Origin of the sequence: Lutimonas vermicola (assembly GCF_038433205.1) — a bacterium.
GTDB classification, from domain to species: Bacteria; Bacteroidota; Bacteroidia; order Flavobacteriales; family Flavobacteriaceae; genus Lutimonas; species Lutimonas vermicola.
Genome location: NZ_JBCDNA010000002.1, coordinates 448272 through 471828, shown reverse-complemented (window position 1 = coordinate 471828; position 23557 = coordinate 448272). Strand labels below are relative to the sequence as shown.

The window sequence follows — 23557 nt, the reverse complement described above, 5'->3', positions numbered from 1 at the left end:
TCTATAAGGTTCTAGCTGCGAATTTACGAAAGTATTTTTTCTTACTTTTGATGCATATGTTAAATCAATCAAAAAAAGAGCCATGATCATAAGAGAACTTAACGGAAAGTTACCGGTTTACGGAAAAGATTGCTTTTTTGCCGAGAATTCTGTTGTTGTCGGGGATGTAACCATGGGCGATCAATGCAGTATTTGGTTTAATGCCGTTATCAGGGGGGATGTACATTATATCAGGTTAGGAAATAAGGTTAATGTGCAGGATGGAGCCGTAATTCATGCCACTTATAAGAAGTCGCCTACTCAAATTGGAAACAACGTTTCTATAGGTCATAATGCACTGGTTCATGGCTGTACCATTTATGACAACGTACTTATTGGTATGGGTGCCATTATCATGGATGATTGTGTTATTGAAAGTAATAGCATCATAGCGGCCGGGGCCGTTGTAACAAAAGGGAGCCTTGTTCCTTCAGGAACGGTTTTTGCAGGTACGCCTGCAAAAAAAATAAAGGATATTGATCAGGAACTTATTTCAGGAGAGATCGACAGAATTGCGAATAATTATATTAAATATGCCAGTTGGTATAAGTAGTGGCAGGTCGATTTATAAGTAAGTTCAATCTTTGCTTTAGGGTCTTGGACACAAGGCAAAAAAAAACATCCTGGAAGCAAGGATGTTTTTTTTAAAGGTGTTATTCTTTTTATTGAATACCTAATTTAGATTTAACAGACGGCATAAGATCTTCGCCTTCAAAAACGATCAATCCTTTACCAGGTGAAGAGTCCAAAACATATTTGACGCCTTTTTCAGTTGCCACATCACTTACGGCTTTCTGAGCTTTTTCAACGATAGGTTTCAAAAGGTCAAATCTTTTCTTTTGAATTTCCTGATCAGCAGTTTGTGCGTATTTTTGAATTTTTTGTTTCAATCCTTCAACTTCGATCCTTCTCTCTTCATTTTTAGCATCAGTTTGGGTTGGAGCTTCCTGATCGTATTTTTGCAATTTAGCTTGTAAAGCAGTCGCTTGCGCATTGTATTCATCTGCATAAGTCTGCTGAACTTTTTTCAATTCTGTCTCCATGGCCTTTGTTTCTGGCATCGCCATTAAAAGTTGTTCACTGTCAATGTGAGCCACATTTTGAGCCTCCACGGTGTTAAAAGCCGTTAAAAGGGCAATTACCACGAATAAATTTCTAAATAATTTCATTTTTCAAATAATTTGTTATTAATAATTTTTTTGTTTTTACTTTGTTTTAATCCTTTTTATCTATTGCTGCTTCTCTCTGTTTCTTTCTGTCTTCTATTTCTTTCAACTTGGCGTTTCTTTTCTCTTCGGCCACCTGTTTTAGGGAATCTCTCATTCTTGCCCTGGATTCCTGCTGGGCTTTTATTCTGGCTTTGAGTTCTTCTCTTTTTGCATTCCTCGCTTCCAGTTTTAGTTGTTCCTCGGTTTTTACTTCTTCAGCCTGAACGTTTTCAAAGGCTCCTGTTTCATCGGGTTCATCCCCGTCGACAGTTTCTTCTGACACTTGATCGTCATCCTGGTTTTCGAGTACAGTAGGGCTGCTAACCACTCCTGCCTTGGCCAGACGTTCAGTTTTCATATCCTGTACAGCCTGTCTTTTTCTGTTTTTTACGATCGCATTTAAAACGAGTTCGCTTATGTCATACTTACTGTTGCTGTACAACAGGATAAGGTCACTTGATTTGTCAAGAACAAAGTCGTAACGTTTTTTTCCGGCGATATCCTGAATTGCATTATACACTTGATCCTGAACTGGTTTTGCCAGTTGCTTTCTCATTTGAAACAAATCACCAGTCGGGCCAAAATATGCTTGTTGCAATCTTCTTAATTCTTGTTCCTTTATGACAATATCTTCTTCTCTTTCATTGATTAATTCCTTTGTAAGAAGCGTTTTTTCATTGCTCAGATCGGTTTTCATCTGCTCTATCTCCTTTGAAAGTAAATCCAGTTTTTGTTGCCATGTCTTTACTTTAGCATCTAACTGGGACTGGGCATTTACATATTCAGGAACGTTTTCCAGTATATAGTTCATGTCTACATATGCAACTCTTTGTGGCTTTTGTGCATTCACAATAAAGTTTACACTTATGATGACAATAATTAAAACCCTGTTCACTCTCATTCTATTAGTTTACAAGAAAATATCGTGCCATTTCTTAAATCTGGGCAAATATAACAATTTAGCTTAAAACTGTTGTCCTATGATAAAATGTGTTTGCCACCCTGAAATATTATTGGATCCGGGGATCGTATCGAACCCGTAACCAAAATCAACTCCAAGCAATCCAAAGGCTGGCATAAAAACCCTTATACCTCCACCTGCAGACCTTTTTAATGTAAATGGTCTGTATTCGTCAAATTCATTCCATGAGTTACCTCCTTCAAGAAAAGTCAGCGCATAAATCGATGCTGAAGGTTTTAACGTGATGGGGTACCTCAATTCAAATCCTACTTTTTGGTATATCGTACCACCGGTTTGAGATGATAAACTGGAGTTAGGATATCCCCTTAAGGCAATTGTTGTTCTTCCGTCGAACCTTCCTTGTTGTAATCCGTCACCCCCCACATAAAACCTTTCAAATGGAGGTGCCCCAATCTCATCGTTATAGTCTCCGAGGAACCCTAATTCGGCATTAGACATTAATACCATCTTCCCAACAACCGGACTGTACCATTTACCTGTAAAAACGACCTTATAGAATTCTATCCATTTATATTTTTCTTCATCCGGGAGATCCGTGTAATCTTTGTCGTCAAACAGAGAATAGGGCGGTGTAACTTTTAGCAACACATTGAATTGCGACCCCCCGGAAGGGAACACAGGGTTAGGCCCTGCTGAGCTTCTTCCAAAATTCACTGCAAAGTTGAAGTTATTTGAAATTCCGTTGTCAAAATCAAAGGATGAAATATTATAATTCTGAAGCTTATAACGCTGATAGTTTAAAGACGTTGACAAGGTAAAGAAATCATCAGGCCATTTCAAACGCTGGCTCAGGCCTACAGAGGCACCAATAATATCAAGAAGCTGGTCTTTATCAACACTATTTGTGAACGGATCATAACCAAACTGGCTGGAGTTATAAATCGAAAAATTGAATCCTTTGGGTTTCTTTCCGCCCATCCATGGCTCTGAAAACGAAATACTATAGGTTCTGTAAAATTTACTGATTTGCAACCTGAGGGCAATATTCTGGCCATCTCCCCTTGGAACCGGCTTGTATTCGTCTAAATTGAAAATGTTTTTTATCGAAAAGTTGTTGAAAGAAAGCCCTAAAGTTCCTACAAAGGTCCCTCCTCCATATCCTCCCTGTAATTCAATCTGACTGGATCCTTTTTCAGAAACAGAATATTCAATATCGGCAGTTTTGTCTGCAAAATTAGGTTGAACATCAGGGACGATATTTTCGGGATCTATAAATCCTAATTGTCCCAATTCTCTGATGGATCTTACAATATCACTTTTGCTAAAAAGATCACCAGGTTTTGTTCTGACCTCTCTGTAAAGTACATGGTCATTTGTTACATCATTTCCTTTGATGGTCACTTTTCTAATAGAAGCCGGTTCGTCTTCAATGATCCTGATTTCAAGATCGATGGTATTGTTGGCGGCACTCGTTTCAACCGCATTGACCCTCGAAAACAGATATCCGTTATCGAGATAAGTGTTGGTGATATCCCTTGAATCAGGAGTTCCGTCTCCATATACCCTTTCATTCAGAGCCTTGCCATTGTATGTAACGCCCTTATCTATTCTTAGGATAGTTTGTAATTGTTCATCTGTAAAAACAGTGTTTCCAAGAAAATCGATCTGGCCAAATTTATAGCGTTCTCCCTGGGTCAAAAAGATATCGAGATTGATTGTATTGTCATCGTTCCACGAAAGTGAATCTTTTACGATTAAAGCATCCCTGAATCCTTTTTCCTGGAACAGTGATACTACCTTTTCAAGGTCTTCATCATAAAGATCTTCAACAAATTTGGAAGGTGAAAAAAGTCTCGTGATCCCTTTTTCCTTGGTTTTCTTCAAGGTTTTTTTCAGCTTCTTGTCAGACAAGGCTGTATTGCCATAAAACCTAATGTTTTTTATTTTGATTTTTTTCCCCTTGTCAATTGCAATCAGGGCGTTTTGAGTGTTAGGGAAACTGGTATCTTTTTTGGTATTGATTGTTACTTTGGTTTTTAGATATCCTTTTTCACGATATTTTTCTTTAATAAAGTTTTCGGTTGTCGTGATAAGGTTTTCAGTAAGCATTGAGCCAGCCTGGAACTCAATTTCCTTTTTAAGGTCTTCAATTTTTGATTTTTTAAGTCCCGTGATGGTCAGCGTGCCAACTTTGTCTAATTCGCGGACAACAATTTCAAGATATACGGCATCACCATCCATTTTTGTTACAAAAACATCCACGTTCGAAAACAGTTTCGAACTCCAAAGTCTTTTGATTGCAGATGAAAGTTTATCACCGGGGATTTTCAGTCGCTGACCCGAATTAAGTCCAGAAAAAATGAGAATGGATTGTTCAGATATGGTTTCATTTCCAACAACTGATATTCCTCCAAGCAGGTACTTTTTATTTTTTTCAAGAACGATGGGTTCGCTTTTACGCTCTTTTATGGTGTCTGTGGCACTAATGTTGACAGGAGTTTTAACCGAATCGGCTCTTTGTTCAACACCGGGTAATGTGTCAAGCACCTTATTTACAGGGATGGAATCTGACGTTTTCTCTGTACCAGGCAAGGTATCCAGCGGCTTGGTTACCGGGATTGAATCTTGGGTAGATATGTTATTTTGGGGAGTGCTTTGCCCATTCACAGTAACACCAGTTAAGATTAAAATCATCAGCAGCGCTGAATATCTTATGCTATTTGTTACTGTTTTCAATTTGTTCACTTGTTTTTCCAAATCGTCTTTCTCTTCTTTGATAATTCAGTATCGCTTCGTAAAAGTCCTTCTTCCTAAAATCGGGCCACAATATATCAGTAAAATACAATTCGGCATAGGCAATTTGCCATAATAAAAAATTGCTAATGCGCATTTCCCCACTAGTTCGAATCAAAAAATCAACGACGGGCAAAGTAAATGTATATAAATGACTATTTATAATTTTTTCATCAATTTCTTCTATTTTAAGTTCATTATTAACAATTTTTTTAGAAATGGATTTTGTGGCCCTGATCAATTCTTCTTTTGCCCCGTAGTTAAGGGCTAGAGTCAGGATCATACGGTCATTTTTCTCCGTTAGTTTCATGACATCACGAAGCTGATTTCTCGCAATTAAAGGCAATTTGTCTAAATTTCCTATGGCCTGAAGTTTAATGTCATTGGTTTGAAAAGTTTTGATTTCTTTTTTTAATGAGTTGACTAAAATACTCATTAAGGTATCAACTTCAATTTTAGGTCGTTTCCAATTCTCAGTTGAAAAAGCATAAAGTGTTAAAGCTTCGATGCCGAGTTCGACGGCTGCCTCAACGGTTTGTCTCACGGCTTCAACCCCTTTTTTATGGCCGAACACTCGCTTTAGTCCCTGACTTTTGGCCCACCTCCCGTTACCGTCCATGATTACAGCGACGTGTTTGGGAATAAAATCCTTATCTATTTGTGAAACTATATCCATAAGTCAATTAAAAACTTCCGGTATAACAACCTTCCCTACCGAAAGCAAAAACTATTGTAATTCCGGTAAAAACGTACCAGTCGTTATTATTAGGGTTGATCTGTATATTGGCGTTATCAGGGTCATAAGGATAACCGTCTAAATCATCTTTGAATGTGTACCTGAAACCTGTCTCAAATGCAAGCCCTACACTGGGTGCCAGGATGGTTTTGAATCCTGCTCCAAAGGGCATGGTAAAATTAAAACTCCTGTTATCGCCAAGGGTGCCGTAATTCACGGCGCCGCCTTCCACGAATAAATAAGGTGTATGGGTATATCCTGTTTTTCCTAAACTGTACTTAAAGAAATGATATTCTATTCCCAGAGCAAGTTCGTGGATGTCATTTGAAAAACTAATATCTCTGTAATTTCTAAATGAATTACTTGATTCGGAATCCTTTCCTGAAATTTTAGAATACATATAAGTTGCCCTGATTGAATAGTGCGGATGCATGTTCCATTTATAAATTCCTCCGATGGCAAAACTATTGGGATAGATGAAATTTGTTCTTCCAACATCTCCAATGTAATTGCTTCCGCCAAGAAAAATTCCAGCTTCGTTTATTTGAGAAAAAACACTCCCGGAAAGGCTGAAAAACAGGATTATAATTACAATTTTTTTCATCATAAAAAATAGTGTGCAAATATAAAAAAATACATTTGCAATTGGTTCAAATGAATGCTCTTTTTTGATTAACAGATTTTTAAGCGTAAAATTGTTTTATATCCTGTGTTTTAATTGCGTTTATCTTCACCCCAAAGAAGTTTTTCTCTCAGTGTTTTTATGAAGGACTGATTATCAAGTTGAACAGTTTTTATAAAATAGGCGCATTTCTCAATAATCACTTTTGATTTATTGCTCAAGGTATACATCCTGGAGTCTAGTGTGAGTAATACCTCATCTGCACGACTGTCAATATGCAATTCAATGGTTGTTTGATCGGGAATTACTAAGGGGCGAACCGCTAAACTATGAGGGGCAATAGGTGTGAGAACAATATTTTTAGATGAAGGCGAAATGATGGGGCCGCCGCAACTAAGGGAATAACCGGTTGATCCGGTTGGGGTGGAAATGATCAGTCCGTCACTCCAGTAGGTTGTGAGAAATTCACTGTCTAACATGGTGTCAACTTTGATCATCGATGCAGTGTTTTTTCTCGTAATGGTTATTTCATTAAGCGCAAAATTAAGCTTGTCGATTTCAGGGGTTATTTCTTCTGTTTTGACCCCAAGTACAGACCTTTGCTGAATTGTATACTCGCCATTTATGATCTGCTCAAAGGCTTGTGAAATATTTTCCTTTTGAATATTGGCAAGAAATCCCAATCTACCTGTGTTAATTCCTATAACAGGAATTTCAAGATCCCTGATAAAGGTAATGGTCCTTAAAAAAGTTCCGTCACCTCCAACCGAGAAAAAAAAATCAAGGTCCTTGTCAAGATCATTATACCCTGAAAAAGTTTCAGGTTTTTTACCTTTGATCAGCTGATCAAAACTCTGGGAAAAGTTTTTTTCAAACACAATGGATACCTCGTGTTGCACGCATAATTCAACAAGTTGTTGAATGTACTTAATGGTAACCTCATTATTTGATTGTCCGAAAATCCCTACTTTCATCGATGATTGAGCCTTAAATATTTAAGTATTTTTGCAAATAGTTGGATCGGTCATTCAATTCTTCCAGGTATTTGTCTTTTTCAAATTCATTTAATATCTCATAATTATACCTCCTAAAGGAATGTAAAGTATTATTGATATCGTGAAGGCTGAGTTTGAGCGTAATTTGAGCGATATCATTTTCAATTTTAGAGACAAAGGCTCCGAAAAGTGTCGCATTGTTTGATTCCACTATTTGTGAAATTTCACTAAAGGAATAATCATTGATGTTTTTTGAAACCACGAGTATAACCCCTTCTTCGTGCAGAAAAGGCGTGCATTTGAACATATTCAGAAAATCATCAAGCTCAAAATAGCCAATATATTTTTTGTCTGAATTTAGTATAGGCATCAAATTTGTGTTGTAAGAAGCGAAATACTGCAATACCTCAAACCAATTCATGGTATCAGTGACATAAAAGGGCTGAATAAGCTGTTTGAGTTCATTCAACTTATGTGTATTATCTTTCAGTATCTCAATTTCTTCCCTTGCGATGGCACCATAGAAAATTTTGTCATCGACAACGGGTAAATGCGAAAAAGGGTATTGCTCAAAAGTTTTCTTCAATTGAGCAATATCTGTATTGAGTTTAAAAGGTCTGATGTCTTTTAATATGTAATTGATGGTTTGCATAAAATTAGATGGTTACTAAAGATAAAATTGTAATTTTGCCCACTGATTCACACGAACGTTTTTGTAAAGATATAACATCTTTTGCATTAAAATTATAAATACAGGATTAATGACAAAATTAAGCGTAAATATCAATAAAATAGCCACTTTGAGAAACGCAAGAGGAGGCAATGTTCCTGATCTTTTAAAGGCTGCTATCGACATTCAGAACTTCGGTGCACAGGGCATTACAATTCATCCAAGACCTGATCAAAGGCACATTAGATATATTGATGCCATACAGCTTAGACCAGTGGTCAATACTGAGTTTAATATTGAGGGAAATCCTATTCCCGAATTCATTGATTTGGTCTTAAGAATAAAACCCGAACAGGTAACCCTTGTTCCTGATGCAGTTGATGCAATTACTTCCAATGCAGGATGGGATACAAAAACACATGGGAGTTTTTTAAAAGAAGTTGTTGAAGAATTTAAGAGAAACGGAATTCGTACTTCCATTTTCATGGACCCTGTTGTTTCTTTGATAGAAGGGGCAGCAGCAACAGGTACTGACAGGATAGAATTGTACACAGAATCTTATGCCGTTGAATTTGAAAAAGGAAACAAAAGGGGTGTTTTACCTTATGTTAAGGCAGCTAAAAAGGCAGGAGAACTCAGTCTTGGCATCAACGCAGGTCATGACCTGAACCTTGAAAATCTCAATTATTTTGTAAATGAAGTCCCCGGGGTACTGGAGGTTTCCATCGGACATGCCTTAATAGCTGAGGCGCTGTATTTCGGGCTTCAGAATGTTGTGAGTATGTACCTTGAAAAACTTAAATAATGAGATTGTTACATTCATTGATTTTGGGTCAAGGGCAACCATTGATTATTTTGCATGGTTTTCTTGGAATGGGAGACAACTGGAAGTCTCTTGCCAATAAGTTTTCCGAAAATTATGAAGTTCATCTGGTTGACCAGAGAAACCATGGAAGAAGTTTCCACGATGACGCGTTTTCTTATGAAGACATGGTTGAGGACCTCTTGTATTATATTGATCATCACAGGCTCAAGCGGGTAAACCTGCTCGGGCATTCCATGGGGGGTAAAACTGCGATGTTGTTTGCTGTTGAACATCCTGAGAAAATAGAAAAATTGATTGTTGCCGATATAGGACCAAAATTTTATCCTCCTCATCATCAGGTTATTATCGATTCACTCAATGATGTTGATTTTGAAAAAATAGCATCCCGCAGTGAGGTCGACGAAATCTTAAAAAAAACAATTCCTGAAACTGGGATACGACAATTTCTTTTGAAGAATGTGTATAGAGAAAAGAATGACAAACTCGCATTCAGGTTTAACCTGGAGGTACTTGACAAGCGATATGATGAAATAGGCGTGTCATTGCCACCGAGAACCTTATTCGAAGGCCCGGTTTTGTTTTTGAAAGGAGCCTTGTCAGGCTATATTAACGATACCGATTTGAATCTTATCCATGCGCATTTTCCAGACAGCCGGGTTGTTAGCATTGCGAATGCCGGCCACTGGTTACATGCCGAAAATCCGATCGATTTTTACGATAATGTTGCCAGTTTTCTCAAAAAAGACTAAATTGTCTACTTGTTTTTTAAATTTTAGAAATGAATTATCTGTTTAAAGTCTTACTCACTGCACTGGCCGTATTATTAATCGCTTATTTATTGCCCGGTGTAGAGGTTGATAATTACGTAACTGCGATTTGGGTGGCCTTTATTGTCGGGATCTTATTTTCGATTTTAAAACCAATTCTTGTAATTCTGACGCTGCCTGTGACCATCCTGACCTTGGGACTGTTTTTATTTGTGATCAACGCAGCCCTCATTCTTCTGGCCAACAATTGGATCGATGGATTTAGTGTTTCGGGATTTTGGACAGCACTTTTGTTCAGTATCTTGCTTTCACTTTTTGAATCAATCCTGTACAAACTAATCGAAAAGTAAGCGTTTCGAATGCGATATACCTGCCAATAGATCAAAATTTAACAAAACATTAGTCAATTTATACTTTCAAATGGAATAATCATTGCCATAAATTGCTCTAAAATCATTATTTTTGCCTCCTGAATTTTTTAACAGGAGATAAATTTATTTAGAATGAAGATTACGAAAGAAGACATTGATGCGTTGAATTCAGTTGTTAAAATTGATATTACAGCAAATGATTATCAGGAAAAAGTTGATTCTCAGCTTGACGATTACAGAAGGAAAGCGAATATACCTGGATTTAGAAAAGGACATGTTCCTATGAGTCTGGTGAAAAAGCAATATGGAAAATCGGTAATGATAGATGAGGTGAACAAACTTCTTCAGGAATCATTGAATAAATTTTTAGTCGAGGAAAAATTGGATGTACTTGGAAATCCACTTCCTAAGATGCAGGAAGATTTTTCTTGGGATGGCGATCAATTCTGTTTTGAATTTGAATTGGGTCTGGCTCCTGAGTTTGAAGTTAATCTCAAACCAAAAAAGGCCATCATTTCCTATAAGATTGTTGCAGATGATAAAATGATCAACAATCAAATCGAAAATATCAGGGAACAATACGGAAAATTAATCACTCAGGCAGAGGTTGAGGAGAATTCTAATGTAACCGGTACTTTTATTAACGAAGAAAAGGAGATAGAAAAGAAATCAACTTTTAAACTGGACAAGATAAAAGGAAAGGCCAATGTAAAAAAGTTTGTTGGAGCCAAGGTAGGTGATACCATTGATTTAAAATCCAAAGATTTATTTACTGATGACCATATGTTGATGAACATATTGGGTATTTCACATGATGAGGCACACGATTTTGAAGCGCCTTTAACTTTTTCAATTGAGGAAATTACTCAAACTGAATTGGCAACATTAGACCAGGATCTCTTTGACAAACTTTTTGGGGCAGGTCTTGTAACAAGTGAAGAGCAATTGAGAAAAAGGTTAAAGGAGGATGCTGAAAAACAGTTTGGATCTCAAGCTGATCAACAGTTACTCAATGCCGTGACTGAAAATTTAATAGAGAATACTAAATTTGATTTACCGGCTGAATTCCTAAAGAAATGGCTTGCCGTTTCTGGAGAAAAACCCATGACTGAAGAACAGGCTGGTGAAGAATATGAGAGATCTGAAAAGGGATTGCGATACCAACTGATTGAAGGCAAATTGATGACAGAACACAATTTGCAGGTGACCTATGACGATCTTAAAGACTATACTAAAGGATTTGTAAGAGCTCAAATGGCTCAATTTGGCGATAATAAAATAGAAGATAAAGAACTCGATGATATTGTGAATCGAGTGATGTCTAATCAGGAAGAAGTGAGAAGATTATCTGATCAGTTAAAAAATGAAAAACTTTTGAAGTTCTTTAAAGAGCATATCAAGCTAAAAACAAAAGAAGTGACTTACGAGGATTTCATCAAAGAAGTCTATAAATAAATTATTTGGTTAAAAAAAACTCCATAATGAAACTTCATTATGGAGTTTTTTTATGGAGCAAAACCAATCGTATGAAAAAATCATTTTAACTGAAGTCGGTGAAGATGATTTCATTACAAATACGTCCTAATTAATTAGTATATTTACACACTAAACGATTTAAAAAATATTGATATGAATTTTGGAACTGAATTTAAAAAGTTCGCTGTTAAAGATCAAGGCATCAGCAGTCTGCATGTTGATCAACTGGTTAGTAGTGTTACTCCATATATAATTGAAGAAAGACAATTGAATGTCGCTCAAATGGATGTGTTCTCCCGTTTAATGATGGACAGGATCATTTTTTTAGGAACTGGCATCAATGACCAGGTAGCCAATATAATTCAGGCACAATTATTGTTCCTTGAAAGTGTGGATTCGTCGAAAGACATTTCTATCTATATCAATTCTCCTGGCGGAGGCGTATATGCCGGATTGGGAATTTATGATACGATGCAGTTCATCAAACCCGATGTAGCAACAATATGTACCGGAATGGCAGCTTCAATGGGAGCAGTATTAATGTGCGCAGGACAAAAAGGTAAAAGATCAGCCCTGCCACATTCAAGAATTATGATACACCAGCCTTTAGGCGGTGCACAAGGGCAAGCTTCTGATATCGAAATCACTGCCCGTGAGATCCTGAAATTAAAAGATGAGCTTTATGCGATTATCGCAAAGCATTCAGGGCAAAAAGTAAAAAAAGTACACGATGATTCCGATAGGGATTACTGGATGAAGGCAGAGGAAGCAAAAACCTATGGAATGATTGACGAAGTGCTTACGAGGAACAAATAAAAGGACAGGCAGGATGTGACCATCCTGTATTAAAAGTAGGGAAATGGCGAAGAAAGAAGAATTAGAATGCTCGTTTTGTAAAAGGAAGAAAGAAGAAACAAATCTGTTGATTGCAGGAGTCGATTCACATATTTGTGACAAATGCATTGAACAGGCTCATGGTATTGTCTTGGAAGAGTCAATCAATGAAAAGAAGAATTCAAATGGTGATTTTCTTGTAAAGAAACCCAGGGAGATCAAAGATTTTCTAGATCAGTATATCATTGGCCAGAACCAGGCCAAAAAAGTGATGTCAGTTGCTGTATACAATCATTATAAAAGATTACTTCAAAAGCCAACTTCGAAGGAAGACGATATTGAGATTGAAAAGAGTAATATTGTTTTGGTAGGAGAAACCGGAACAGGAAAGACCCTTATTGCACGAACAATAGCAAAAATGCTCGATGTGCCTTTTGCAATAGTAGATGCGACCGTTCTAACCGAAGCCGGATATGTGGGAGAAGATGTGGAAACTATTTTGACCCGTTTATTACAGGCTGCAGATTACAAAGTTGATAAGGCTGAAAAAGGAATCGTTTTTATTGATGAGATTGACAAGATTGCCAGAAAGAGCGATAACCCGTCAATTACAAGAGACGTTTCGGGAGAAGGTGTTCAGCAGGCCTTGCTGAAATTACTGGAAGGCACTGTGGTAAATGTTCCGCCAAAGGGTGGAAGAAAGCATCCGGATCAGAAATTTGTAGAGGTAGACACCACTAATATTCTTTTTATTGCTGGAGGAGCATTTAGCGGCATTGATCGCGTAATCAGTAAAAGATTGAACATGCAGGCCGTCGGTTACAGTGCTTCAATATCTGATGATAAGATTGATGAAGAAAATCTTTTGCAATATATCATCCCGTCAGATCTGAAGAACTTTGGATTGATTCCCGAAATTATAGGAAGACTTCCGGCGCTTACTTTTATGAGGCCTTTGGATAAAAAAACCTTGAGGTCTATATTGACTGAACCCAAGAATGCCATTATCAAACAGTATGAGAAATTATTTGATATGGATGGGATCTCGTTTAAAATTGATGAAAAGGCACTTGATTTTATTGTCGACAAAGCTGTAGAATACAAGCTTGGGGCCAGAGGGCTGAGATCTTTATGCGAGGAGATTCTTACCGATGCCATGTTTGATATGCCTGGTGGCGAAGAAACAAGTTTAAAGGTAACCAGAAAATATGCTGAGGAAAAATTAACCAAATCAACGATTAAAAAGTTGAAAGCCGTATCATAGGCCGTTGAAAATATCTAATCTAAAAAAAACTGCCAGCATCTGGCAGTTTTTTTATCTTTATAGCTAAATTCTTTATTGAAAAAATGATTGCAAGAGAAACCATTGACAAGGTATTCGAAACTGCCCGGGTGGAGGAGGTCATCGGTGATTTTGTGAATTTGAAAAAGGCTGGTGCGAACTTTAAGGGTTTAAGCCCTTTTACAGATGAAAAAACACCTTCCTTCATGGTATCTCCTGTCAAGCAGATTTGGAAGGATTTCAGTACTGGAAAAGGAGGTAATGCGATTACCTTTCTTATGGAGCACGAGCACTATTCTTATCCTGAGGCCATACGTTATCTTGCCAAAAAATATCAGATTGAAATAGAAGAGACGGTTCAGAATGATGAAGACAAGAAGCGATCTAATGAAAAGGAAAGCATGTTTCTTGTATCGGAATACGCTAAAAACTATTTTTCGGATATACTTTGGAATAATGAAAAGGGTAAAGCCATTGGATTGTCTTATTTCAAGGAGCGCGGATTTACCGATGAAACCATCAGAAAATTTGAGCTGGGTTATTCGCTTGATGAATGGTCGGCTTTTACCGATGCGGCAGAAAACAAAAAATACGAAATCGAATTTCTAGAAAAAACTGGTCTCAGTATCGTTAAAGACAACAGAAAATTTGATCGCTTTAAAGGACGTGTGATGTTTCCGATTCACAGTATGAGTGGAAGGATCCTTGGATTTGGAGGAAGAACGCTTTCAACAGACAAGAAAGCGGCGAAATATCTCAATTCACCCGAAAGCATCATATACCATAAGAGTAAGATCCTATATGGAATTTATCAGGCCAAGCAGAGCATTGCCAGAGAAGACAATTGCTTTTTGGTAGAGGGATATACTGACGTGATCTCCATGTTTCAATCGGGAGTGGAAAATGTAGTTGCATCTTCAGGAACTGCGCTCTCTTCTGATCAGATTAGACTGATTAACAGGTTGACCAATAATATTACTGTTTTATTTGACGGAGATGCAGCGGGAATCAGGGCTTCTTTCAGGGGGATAGACCTTATACTGGAGCAGGGTCTAAATGTGAAAGTTGTGGCGTTCCCTGAAGGCGATGACCCGGATAGCTTCGCCAAATCGAGGTCGTCTGAGGAAATCACAGAATACCTAACAAGCCATTCACAGGATTTTATACAGTTTAAAACATCTCTTTTACTTGAGGGAACCAAAAACGATCCGATAAAGAGGGCTGAATTGATCAGAGATATTGTGGCTAGTATTTCAAAGATACCCAACAATATTCAAAAAGAGATCTATCTGCAAGAATGCGCCCGTATCATGAATATTTCTGAAAGTGTTCTTTTTAACGAGCTATCCCAAATCCTGAAAAGAGAAAATCGCGATAGCAGGGCACAACCAGTTCAAAAAACACCTTTTACCGGAATAGTCAAAGAAAGCAAGAAGGCAGAAAAGATAGATCAGTTGTTTCAAATGGAGAAGAAAATCATAGAGATCCTGCTTCTGTATGGAAATGAACAGGTTGATTTTATAGATTTCACCTCCGAAATTGACGATGACGGTAAAAAAAGAATAGTAAAGACGAACTATACAAATGAAGTTTGTAAGGAGATCTATATGCACCTTCAGGAAGATGAGATTGAATTTACGGATCCTGTATTTTTGAAGATCTACTATGAGATGATCCACCTTTTGAATCAGGAACAGGGTATCAATGCGGATCTTTTTACAAACCACGAGGATCAGGATATAGCAGCTACCGTTACGGATATCCTTATGGATGAAGAGAGGTACGTGCTCAGCAGTTGGGAAAAACACGATATTTTTGTAAAGGATAAAGAAAGTTATCTTCCAAAACTGGTCATGGATGTATTGTATAACCTGAGGAGACTGCTCATTGCCCAAAAGATTCACGCCTTAAAAACAAAACTCCAGTCATCTGAAGAAGAAGATGTTGCACCTCAGAATAACCGTGACACCCTGGAATCTATAAGAGACTATACCGCATTAAAACAACTGCTTTTTGAAAAACTCAACCGGGTTATTTAGGAATCTGATTTTATGTCTTCGGGAATTTCACATACCGGGATAGGAACCATTTTATGCATATTTGCCTTGTGCAGTCTGTTATAAATATCTAACACTTGTTTTTGCCTTTTGTTGAGATTACCTTCATCCATACCTTGTTCAATAGCGGCCATGGCCCATTCAAGTTCGTCGTAACTGGCCCCTATCTGGTCTTCATCTGTACGGTCATCTCCCCAAAGCCCGTCAGTAGGTGCGGCAACGATTATTTCTTTGTTAATACCCATGTATTCAGCAAGTGCATAGACCTCACTTTTCATTAGATCTGCTATCGGGCTTAGGTCGACTCCTCCATCTCCATATTTGGTATAGAAACCAACTCCGAAGTCTTCAACTTTGTTGCCGGTGCCGGCCACAAGTAAGCCATTTAAGGCGGCAAAGTAATACAAGGAGGTCATTCTCAGCCTGGCCCTTGTATTGGCGAGAGACATAAATCGTTCTTCTTCGTCTTCCACTTCCGGAAGGGCTTTGATAAGGCTATCGAACACAGGGGTAAGATTTACCTGTGTCATACCCACGCCTGAATAAATTTTCTTAAGCCAATCTATGTGGTTAAGGGCCCTGTTTACCTGAGAAGGAGCCTGATGTATAGGCATTTCCAGACATAATACCTGCAATCCTGTTCTGGCACAAAGGGCAGAAGTTACAGCTGAATCGATCCCACCAGAAACACCGACGACGAATCCTTTTGCACCAGCTTGGGCGGCATAGTCTTTTAACCAATTTACGATATGATTTGTAACTTTTTCTGTGTTCATTATTGCTAAGTATTTATTAGTTTTGCGAGGCACAAAAATATTAATTTTTATTCGCAAATATTTTAAATGAACGTTATTAAATACTTTTTCCTTGTTTTGATCCTCACTTTTCTTTCAGCTTGCGATAAGAATGCAGACAAAAAGGTTGATGTGGCAAAAATAGAGTCAAATACCGAATTGATCAGGTTTGATCAGAAATTTTATACTTCTGCTCCTGAAGACCTGGATCAATTGAAATCTGAATTTAAGTATCTCTTTCCCGAATCGAATCCTGATTCTGTCTGGATTGCCAAAATGAAAGATGAGGATGAGCTGTTTCTGTATAAATCGGTTCAGGAGGTCTTTGGAGATTTCCGTGAAGAAAAAGAAGCGCTTACAGATTTGTTCAAGCATGTGAAATATTATTATCCGAAATTTAAAGAACCTAAGGTTATCACTATATTGACTTTGGTAGATTATAATCATAAAGTGGTCTATGCCGATAGTTTATTATTTATCTCCCTGGATGTGTATCTGGGAAAGGAGCATGAAGTATATCAGGATTATCCGAATTACATCAAGCAAAATTTCACCAGGGAACATCTTTTGGTCGATGTGGCAGAACAGATTGCTTTGCCTATATTAAGACCTTCAGAAACCAACTCGTATATTTCACGAATAATCCAGGAGGGTAAAAAAATGCATTTGATTGAGGCTTTTCTGCCTGAAACACCAAAAGCTGAAATCATGGGATACAGCGACGAGCAATACCAATGGGCAGTTATTAGTGAAAGTGATATTTGGAAGTATTTTATTCAAAATGAAATGCTATATTCCAATGACCCCGTGCTTAGTGATAGGTTTATAACCGAGGCGCCTTTTTCAAAATTTTATTTGGAAGTAGACAGAGATTCCCCGGGCAGGATAGGGGTATGGTTCGGATGGCAAATTGTAAATGCATATGTTAAGAACAATGACCCAAGCCTGCAGGAAATGATTATTACCGATAATGAAGAGATTTTTAAAAGATCGAGGTACAAACCGAAAAAAAAATAAAATAACAATCAAGGAGGTCAGCAACAAAATAGTTTGTTCAACACCTTGATGTATACAAATAATGAAACAGCATCATGGCGATAAAACATAGTTCAGAAATAAACATAAGAGTTGGATTGGATGAGAACAGGGTTCCAGAAAAACTGACCTGGTCTGCAGACGACGGAGCGATAGATAATATGGATGCCAAGGCATTGTTGCTTTCGGTTTGGGACTCCAGTGAAAAAGATACCTATAAAATAAACCTTTGGACCAAGGAGATGCCTGTCAATGAAATGATACAGTTTTTTCATCAAACCTTAACCGCTATGGCGGATACTTTTGAAACCGCTACAAGTGATGAGAAAATGAGTGCCACCATGCGTGATTTTTGCGATTATTACGCTGAAAAAATGGGGATTAAAAAACAATAAAACCCTGGTGTAAAGGACCTTGAATTAAATATCAGCTAATTTCAGGCTTGAATTCCAGTATTTGCTTAAGAATATTTCGGTAATCATCGTCATTATTCACAAAGTCCAGTTCTGAGACATCAATGATCAATGGGTTCAATTTTTCTTTAGACTTGATGAAAGACAAATAACCCTTGTGAATTTTCTCCAGATACTCTGGCTGAATGTTTTGTTCGTAGTCTCTACCTCTTATTTTTATATTTTCTATAAGTCTTTCGGTGTTTTGATAGAGAAATACGTAAACATCAGGCTTTGCAATTTCCTTGTACATGATATCAAACATTTTTCTGTAAAGGCTGTATTCCTCTTTGGGTAAAGTTATCTGAGCAAAAATGAGTGACTTAAAAATAAAATAATCAGAAACGATAAAGTTCTTGAAAAGATCAAATTGGGCAAGGTCTTCGGTGAGCTGATGATACCTGTCGGCCAGAAAACTCATTTCAAGCGGAAAGGCGAACCGTTCTTTGTCTTCATAAAACTTGGGAAGAAAAGGGTTGTCTGCAAACCTCTCCAAGACCAGTTTTGCATTGTAATCATCGCCAATACGTTTTGACAAGCTTGTTTTACCTGAGCCAATATTGCCTTCGATGGCTATATAATTGTATTTTTCAACCAGCGAAATTGGCCGTATAAGGGTTGCATCTATTTTTTCAATAGATTGGTTGTCTTCACAATTCTGTAAGCATATCAAAATTGTTTTCTTTGTAATGGGGTGGATAAGGTTTGGAGCAATCTCAGTGAGAGGAACCAAAACAAATTTCCTTTTGAGCATTTCAGGATGTGGAACTTTCAGATCATTGTAAAATATAATCTCTTCATCAAAGAGCAGAATATCGATATCTATGATACGGTTCTTATAACCTTTTTCGCTCATTCTGGAACGCCCCAGTTTATTTTCTAAATCAAGCACCATCCCGATCATTTTTTCGGGACTCAGACTACTTGATATTTCAACACAAATATTGTAAAAATCGTCGCCTTCAAAACCCCAGGACTTTGTTTTGTATACAGAAGAAATTTTGCGTACATGTCCTATGAATGAATTAATCTCGTCAATTGCAAGCTGCAGGTTCTCCAGTTTGTTTCCAAGATTAGTCCCTAAAGAAAGATATGTTGTACGAACTATTTTCAAGCTGATTTTTTTATTTTAATTCAATACCATAATTAACAATAACATCATATATTAGTCTGAGAGTTCTTGTTGAAGAAGGCTCATACAAAGAAAACAAAACCAAGGCATAATTCTCGGTTGTTTTAGCCTTAGTTTTTAACATTTGTAACATAATGTAGCAATAAACGACATATAATAAAATAAATTAAATGACTTTTTTAAGAGAATTATTGGCGGTAATTTTAGGTGTATTCATCTCCTTTATGATCATGTTTTTTGTCTTCGTGGCCATAGTTTCGGTGATTGGCTCAGGTTTTGGTGAAGACGAGAAGGTAGTCGTTAAGAAAAACACTGTTTTGGTGTTGAAACTGGAAGATGTTATAAAAGACTATGCGCCTAAAAGCAATGACCCTATAGAACAACTGTTAGGGTTGGAGGAAGATAAAATGGGCTTGAATAACATATTAAATGCCATTGACAACGCAAAATACGATGATAATATTCTGGGAATCAGCATTGAGTCTTTAATGATCAGGGGTGGCATATCTCAGATTCACGAAATCAGGGATAAATTATACGAATTCAAGGAGTCGGGAAAATTTATTTTAGCATTTTCGGATGTATATGTTCAGAAAAACCTTTATCTAAGTTCGGTAGCAGATTCTGTTTATGTGAATCCTGAAGGTTTTATTGATTTCAGAGGATTATCAGGCGAAGTATTGTTTTTTAAAGATTTCCAGGAAAAATACGGTGTAAAAATGGAAGTAATTCGCCATGGCAAATACAAAAGTGCCGTGGAACCTTTCCTGGCAAATGAAATGAGCGAAGCCAACAGGGAACAAACAGAGGCATTTTTAAAGTCTATTTGGTCTCAAATGGTTGAAGATATAGAAGAAAGCAGAAATTTGGAAACTACGAGAATTAATTATATCGCAGATGAATTAATGGCAAGAACACCCGATTTGGCTATTGAAAACAGCATGCTGACCGGTAAATTGTACAAGGATGAATACGTAAAAATATTAAAGCAACTGGGTGGGATACCTGAAGACAGGCAGTTGAATTCAATTAGTGTCAAAAATTATATCAATTCAGGAAAAGGCAGGATCATCACCGCTGCTTCAGATAAAATTGCCGTGATCTACGCTCAGGGCGAAATCATTTATGGTAAAGGAGATGAAAATTATATTGGCCCCGATCTGATCATAGAAGCACTCAAAAAAGCAAGAAAGTCAAAAGATGTAAAGGCAATCGTACTTCGCGTGAACTCCCCTGGGGGCAGTGCGCTTGCATCTGATATTATATGGAGAGAGATAGAGATTACCAAAAAGGAGAAACCTGTTGTGGTTTCTATGGGAAACCTGGCCACATCAGGGGGCTATTATATCTCTTGTAATGCTGACAAAATCGTGGCAGATCCGACTACGATTACGGGCAGTATAGGTGTATTTGGCATGGTGCCAAATATCAGTGAATTTGCCGATAGAATAGGAATTAATGCTGAACAGGTGGGGACCAATAAACGCTCTGTGAACTATAGTTTGTTCGAACCAATGAACGATGATTTCTACAAGGTGACAAAGGAGGGAATCGAACGCGTATATGTTACGTTTGTGACCAAAGTAGCTGAGGGAAGAAATTTGACCTATGAGGAAGTTGATCAGATTGCTCAGGGTAGGGTCTGGACCGGAAAACAGGCACTAGACAATGGTTTGGTTGATGCATTGGGAGGACTGGAAGATGCGATCAAATTAGCAGCATCCATAGTTGAACTTGATGAATACAGAATTCGAAGTTACCCTGATTATAAAAAGGAATTTAAAGACCTGTTTTCGGGCCCGTTCGGAAGTATCAAAGAGCAATTGTTACTTGATGAAATAGGAGAGGAGAATTTAAAGTTGATCAAGCACGCGCAAAATTTTGACAATTGGACTGGTATTCAGGCCAGATTGCCTTTTTTGCTGGAGATCAAATAATCTTAGTGAATCATACGCTTCATTTCACTTCTGTATTTGGAAGCGCTTTTACCGGTAAATTCTTTAAATAGCCTGTTAAAATGCGAGAAATTGTTGAACCCGCACTCAAAGCAAATATCAGTAATACTTGTTTGATTTTCCTGTAAAAGTTTGGTAGCATGAACAACCCTGTATTCATTGACGAGTTTTGTAAATGTTTTTCCGGTAGCTTTTTTAAAATACCGGCAGAATGCAGGAATCGTCATGCTTACTTTGTTAGCGATCTCATCAAGACTGATATGCCTCTTAAAATTATTGTTAACATGCTTAAAGATAATATCTATTTTTTCACTGTCCTGAGGTTCAGTTTCAAATGCAAAACCATCCACATTTAATAAAGAGTAATCATTGGCAAGAGAAAGGTCGTTGAGGATTTCAAGTAATTTTATTACCCTTGACATACCCTGGTGCTCTAAAAGGCCTTCAATCTTAGGTCCCACAAGTTTTTTTGTTTCAGGCTTGAATATGATTCCTTTTTTAGCTCTCTCAAAAAGCGCGTTGATATTGCTCATTTCAGGAATGTTGTAAAAAGTATTCCCCAGAAAGTCCAATTTGAACTGAACGATGGTTTCTTTTCCATTTGTGGTAAGCCTGTCCACAAACCCGTGATGAGGAAGATTTGCTCCAATAAGAATAAGCATACTGTTATTGAAATAGGACAGATGGTTTCCAATATGTCTTTTTCCCTGTCCCTGATTAACGTACACAAGTTCTACCTCAGGATGGAAATGCCAGTATGCAAAATTATTGATAACCTCCTTGCTGTGTTGTTTCACAGAAAGGCTGCTTCCAAAACTTGGACTTATTTTTTCAAAACTAGGTTTCTTATTGTTCATATGTTCAAAAGATTTACAATGCAAAAATAATCTATTTTGATTTTGTATTCTATACGGACTTACCTTTATTGTATGTTATATTAACCAATATATATGTTAAGTTATTATAAACTGTTAATTATGCATATAAATTAGCCAATTGAGTTGTTTTCGCTAAGAAAAAGTGAGCTTACATTTGTCATGTCTAATTTTAATACATATATAAAATGAAAAATTTAGTAAGAAAAAGTTTAGTTGCAGTAGGATTAATGATGTCATTATCAACTTTCGCGGGTAGTACCGATTTTAATCTAAAGGATAATGATAAAAACATAACCAACCTGCGTTTTGAAAATGTAAGAAAAGGTTCTACCTTAATCATTAAGGATTTGGAAGGTATTGTACTCTATAAGGAGGTAATTGAGAAAACCGGTGACTACTCTAAAGGATTCGATCTTACCAGCTTACCTAATGGAGACTACTTGTTTGAATTGGATTCAGAATTGAAAATTGTTGTTGTTCCTTTTAAAGTTAACTCGAGTGAAGTAGTTTTCAATAAAGAAAGTGAAGAGTCTATTTACAAGCCCGTATTGATTAAGAAAAATCAAATGGTTTATGTGTGGAAAGCTGAATCTGACCAGTCTTCATTATCGTATAAGATTTACTACGCCGACAATTATGACTTTGTTCTTTCAGAAAGATTCGAAGAAATGGAAGAAGTGAGTAAGGCTTATGATTTTTCAACGGCTAAAAAAGGAAACTACGTTTTCGTCTTTGAATCGAAAGGAAGAAAATACACGAAAATCGTAAAAATATAAAAGGACTATATTAATTAGTTATTGTCTAGTGATGTGTAGAAGTGAGCTCTTCCCCTTAGGAGCTCACTTTTTTTGTGGCCTATGATGATCGGATTAGTTTTTGTTTAATTGAGTAGCATAATTGCATTTGCAGGCATGTTGAGACTTAACCTAAAAGTATACTAAATTAACAATACGTATTATCGATATGGTTAAAAATGGTAAATAAGCATATAAATAAGCCAAAAATGTTGTTTTATAAGCTTTTGATCTAACCTACATTTGTCATGTCTAATTTTAATAAATATATATCATGAAAAAATTAACAAAGAAAAGTTTGTTCGTCCTGGGACTGTTTGTATCCATGCTGACTTATGCAAATAGTGAAATCGAAACGATCAAAGAGAAGGAACCGAATGTTACGAATATCAGTTTTAAGAAGTTAAAACAGGGTTCGAAGATATCCATCAAGGATATGAATGGAATTGTACTTTACAAAGAGGCAATCATTAAAAAAGGTGATTACTCAAAAGGATTTGATCTTACAAGTCTGCCTAATGGAGATTATTTTTTTGAACTCGATACTGAGTTTAAAGTTGTGATCATACCATTTAATGTAGTGTCTAATCAGGTAGATTTTAAGAAGGAATTAAAATCCACCATCTTTAAACCTTTTGTAAGGGTAAAGGGTGACAAGGTTTTTGTTTCAAGAGTTTCTTTTGAAGAAAGCCCTATAGAATACAGTATCTATTATGAAGATAATAATGATCTGGTTCTTAGTGAAAAATTTATTGATCAAAAACATTTAAAAAGGATCTATGATTTTTCAACGTCTGAAAAAGGTAATTACGTTTTCGTTTTTAAATCTAACGGACGAAAATTTACCAAAACAGTTAAAATTTAAAACTCATTATTAATTAGTTATTGTCAGTGATTTGAAAAGTGAGCCTATCCCATA

Annotated in this window: 23 protein-coding genes; 13 read left to right on the top strand and 10 right to left on the bottom strand. The window is 36.9% G+C overall.

Translation table 11 applies throughout. The features are described 5' to 3' along the window. Positions 1-82 precede the first annotated feature (82 nt). Positions 83-592: a gamma carbonic anhydrase family protein gene (locus AABB81_RS09495; RefSeq protein WP_342160175.1), complete on the top strand. Its 510-nt coding sequence runs from the start codon at positions 83-85 to the stop codon at positions 590-592. Between the two features lie 109 nt (positions 593-701). Here AABB81_RS09495 and AABB81_RS09490 read toward each other — a convergent pair whose 3' ends face one another. The 7 genes from AABB81_RS09490 to AABB81_RS09460 all read right to left on the bottom strand — a co-directional run bounded on the left by AABB81_RS09490 (position 702) and on the right by AABB81_RS09460 (position 7967). Then, positions 702-1208 (bottom strand): OmpH/Skp family outer membrane protein, encoded by a 507-nt coding sequence (locus tag AABB81_RS09490; protein ID WP_342160173.1) that lies wholly within the window; start codon positions 1206-1208, stop codon positions 702-704. A 46-nt stretch (positions 1209-1254) separates the two neighbouring features. After that, complete coding sequence (locus tag AABB81_RS09485; RefSeq protein WP_342160171.1) at positions 1255-2148, bottom strand: OmpH/Skp family outer membrane protein; 894 nt, start codon at positions 2146-2148, stop codon at positions 1255-1257. A gap of 63 nt (positions 2149-2211) precedes the next feature. After that, positions 2212-4905 carry an outer membrane protein assembly factor BamA gene (gene bamA / locus AABB81_RS09480; protein WP_342160170.1) on the bottom strand — a complete coding sequence of 898 codons (2694 nt, stop codon included), beginning with the start codon at positions 4903-4905 and terminating at the stop codon, positions 2212-2214. Continuing rightward, positions 4886-5638 carry an undecaprenyl pyrophosphate synthase gene (locus tag AABB81_RS09475; protein WP_342160168.1) on the bottom strand — a complete coding sequence of 251 codons (753 nt, stop codon included), beginning with the start codon at positions 5636-5638 and terminating at the stop codon, positions 4886-4888. Before AABB81_RS09475 ends, bamA begins: the two co-directional genes overlap by 20 nt. Positions 5639-5645: 7 nt before the next feature. Beyond that, entirely contained in the window at positions 5646-6305 is a 660-nt protein-coding gene (porG, locus tag AABB81_RS09470) for a type IX secretion system protein PorG (protein ID WP_342160167.1), read from the bottom strand. A 107-nt stretch (positions 6306-6412) separates the two neighbouring features. Then, a complete protein-coding gene (locus AABB81_RS09465; RefSeq protein WP_342160166.1) occupies positions 6413-7294 on the bottom strand; it encodes an NAD kinase in 882 nt (293 codons plus the stop codon). Positions 7295-7307: 13 nt separating this feature from the next. Further along, positions 7308-7967, bottom strand: coding sequence for a CBS domain-containing protein (locus tag AABB81_RS09460; RefSeq protein ID WP_342160165.1), 660 nt, complete (start codon positions 7965-7967; stop codon positions 7308-7310). A gap of 109 nt (positions 7968-8076) precedes the next feature. On the opposite strand from AABB81_RS09460, the gene AABB81_RS09455 reads away from it, so the two are divergent. The 7 genes from AABB81_RS09455 (at position 8077) to dnaG (ending at position 15580) form a co-directional block, all read left to right on the top strand. Next, positions 8077-8790, top strand: coding sequence for a pyridoxine 5'-phosphate synthase (locus tag AABB81_RS09455; RefSeq protein ID WP_342160164.1), 714 nt, complete (start codon positions 8077-8079; stop codon positions 8788-8790). After that, on the top strand, positions 8790-9560 hold the full coding sequence (locus AABB81_RS09450) for an alpha/beta fold hydrolase (RefSeq protein ID WP_342160163.1): 771 nt from the start codon (positions 8790-8792) through the stop codon (positions 9558-9560). The genes AABB81_RS09455 and AABB81_RS09450 overlap by 1 nt, the downstream gene beginning before the upstream one ends. 29 nt (positions 9561-9589) lie before the next feature. Continuing rightward, the gene (locus tag AABB81_RS09445) at positions 9590-9928 is read left to right on the top strand and encodes a phage holin family protein (RefSeq protein WP_342160162.1); all 339 of its coding nucleotides are present in this window, start codon (positions 9590-9592) and stop codon (positions 9926-9928) included. 153 nt (positions 9929-10081) lie between these two features. Next, entirely contained in the window at positions 10082-11404 is a 1323-nt protein-coding gene (gene tig / locus AABB81_RS09440; protein ID WP_342160160.1) for a trigger factor, read from the top strand. 174 nt (positions 11405-11578) lie between these two features. Then, entirely contained in the window at positions 11579-12241 is a 663-nt protein-coding gene (gene clpP, locus AABB81_RS09435) for an ATP-dependent Clp endopeptidase proteolytic subunit ClpP (RefSeq protein ID WP_342160159.1), read from the top strand. Positions 12242-12284: 43 nt separating this feature from the next. Beyond that, positions 12285-13523, top strand: coding sequence for an ATP-dependent Clp protease ATP-binding subunit ClpX (clpX, locus tag AABB81_RS09430; RefSeq protein WP_342160158.1), 1239 nt, complete (start codon positions 12285-12287; stop codon positions 13521-13523). 83 nt (positions 13524-13606) lie between these two features. Then, positions 13607-15580 (top strand): DNA primase, encoded by a 1974-nt coding sequence (gene dnaG / locus AABB81_RS09425; protein WP_342160157.1) that lies wholly within the window; start codon positions 13607-13609, stop codon positions 15578-15580. Here dnaG and nadE read toward each other — a convergent pair. Then, the gene (nadE, locus tag AABB81_RS09420) at positions 15577-16374 is read right to left on the bottom strand and encodes an NAD(+) synthase (protein WP_342160156.1); all 798 of its coding nucleotides are present in this window, start codon (positions 16372-16374) and stop codon (positions 15577-15579) included. The genes dnaG and nadE overlap by 4 nt on opposite strands. A gap of 66 nt (positions 16375-16440) precedes the next feature. On the opposite strand from nadE, the gene gldB reads away from it, so the two are divergent. Together gldB and gldC are read left to right on the top strand one after the other, a co-directional pair. Further along, a complete protein-coding gene (gene gldB, locus AABB81_RS09415) occupies positions 16441-17409 on the top strand; it encodes a gliding motility lipoprotein GldB (RefSeq protein ID WP_342160155.1) in 969 nt (322 codons plus the stop codon). A gap of 74 nt (positions 17410-17483) precedes the next feature. Then, positions 17484-17822 carry a gliding motility protein GldC gene (gene gldC, locus AABB81_RS09410; protein ID WP_342160153.1) on the top strand — a complete coding sequence of 113 codons (339 nt, stop codon included), beginning with the start codon at positions 17484-17486 and terminating at the stop codon, positions 17820-17822. A gap of 31 nt (positions 17823-17853) precedes the next feature. On the opposite strand, the gene folK is transcribed toward gldC, so the two are convergent. Continuing rightward, a complete protein-coding gene (gene folK / locus AABB81_RS09405) occupies positions 17854-18993 on the bottom strand; it encodes a 2-amino-4-hydroxy-6-hydroxymethyldihydropteridine diphosphokinase (RefSeq protein ID WP_342160151.1) in 1140 nt (379 codons plus the stop codon). Between the two features lie 188 nt (positions 18994-19181). Here folK and sppA point away from each other — a divergent pair, with 188 nt between their 5' ends. After that, complete coding sequence (gene sppA / locus AABB81_RS09400; protein WP_342160149.1) at positions 19182-20948, top strand: signal peptide peptidase SppA; 1767 nt, start codon at positions 19182-19184, stop codon at positions 20946-20948. Between the two features lie 2 nt (positions 20949-20950). On the opposite strand, the gene AABB81_RS09395 is transcribed toward sppA, so the two are convergent. Beyond that, on the bottom strand, positions 20951-21823 hold the full coding sequence (locus AABB81_RS09395; protein WP_342160147.1) for an AraC family transcriptional regulator: 873 nt from the start codon (positions 21821-21823) through the stop codon (positions 20951-20953). Between the two features lie 206 nt (positions 21824-22029). Here AABB81_RS09395 and AABB81_RS09390 point away from each other — a divergent pair, with 206 nt between their 5' ends. Both AABB81_RS09390 and AABB81_RS09385 read left to right on the top strand, forming a co-directional pair. After that, a complete protein-coding gene (locus AABB81_RS09390; protein ID WP_342160146.1) occupies positions 22030-22620 on the top strand; it encodes a hypothetical protein in 591 nt (196 codons plus the stop codon). A gap of 292 nt (positions 22621-22912) precedes the next feature. Then, positions 22913-23503 carry a hypothetical protein gene (locus AABB81_RS09385; protein ID WP_342160145.1) on the top strand — a complete coding sequence of 197 codons (591 nt, stop codon included), beginning with the start codon at positions 22913-22915 and terminating at the stop codon, positions 23501-23503. Positions 23504-23557 lie beyond the last annotated feature (54 nt).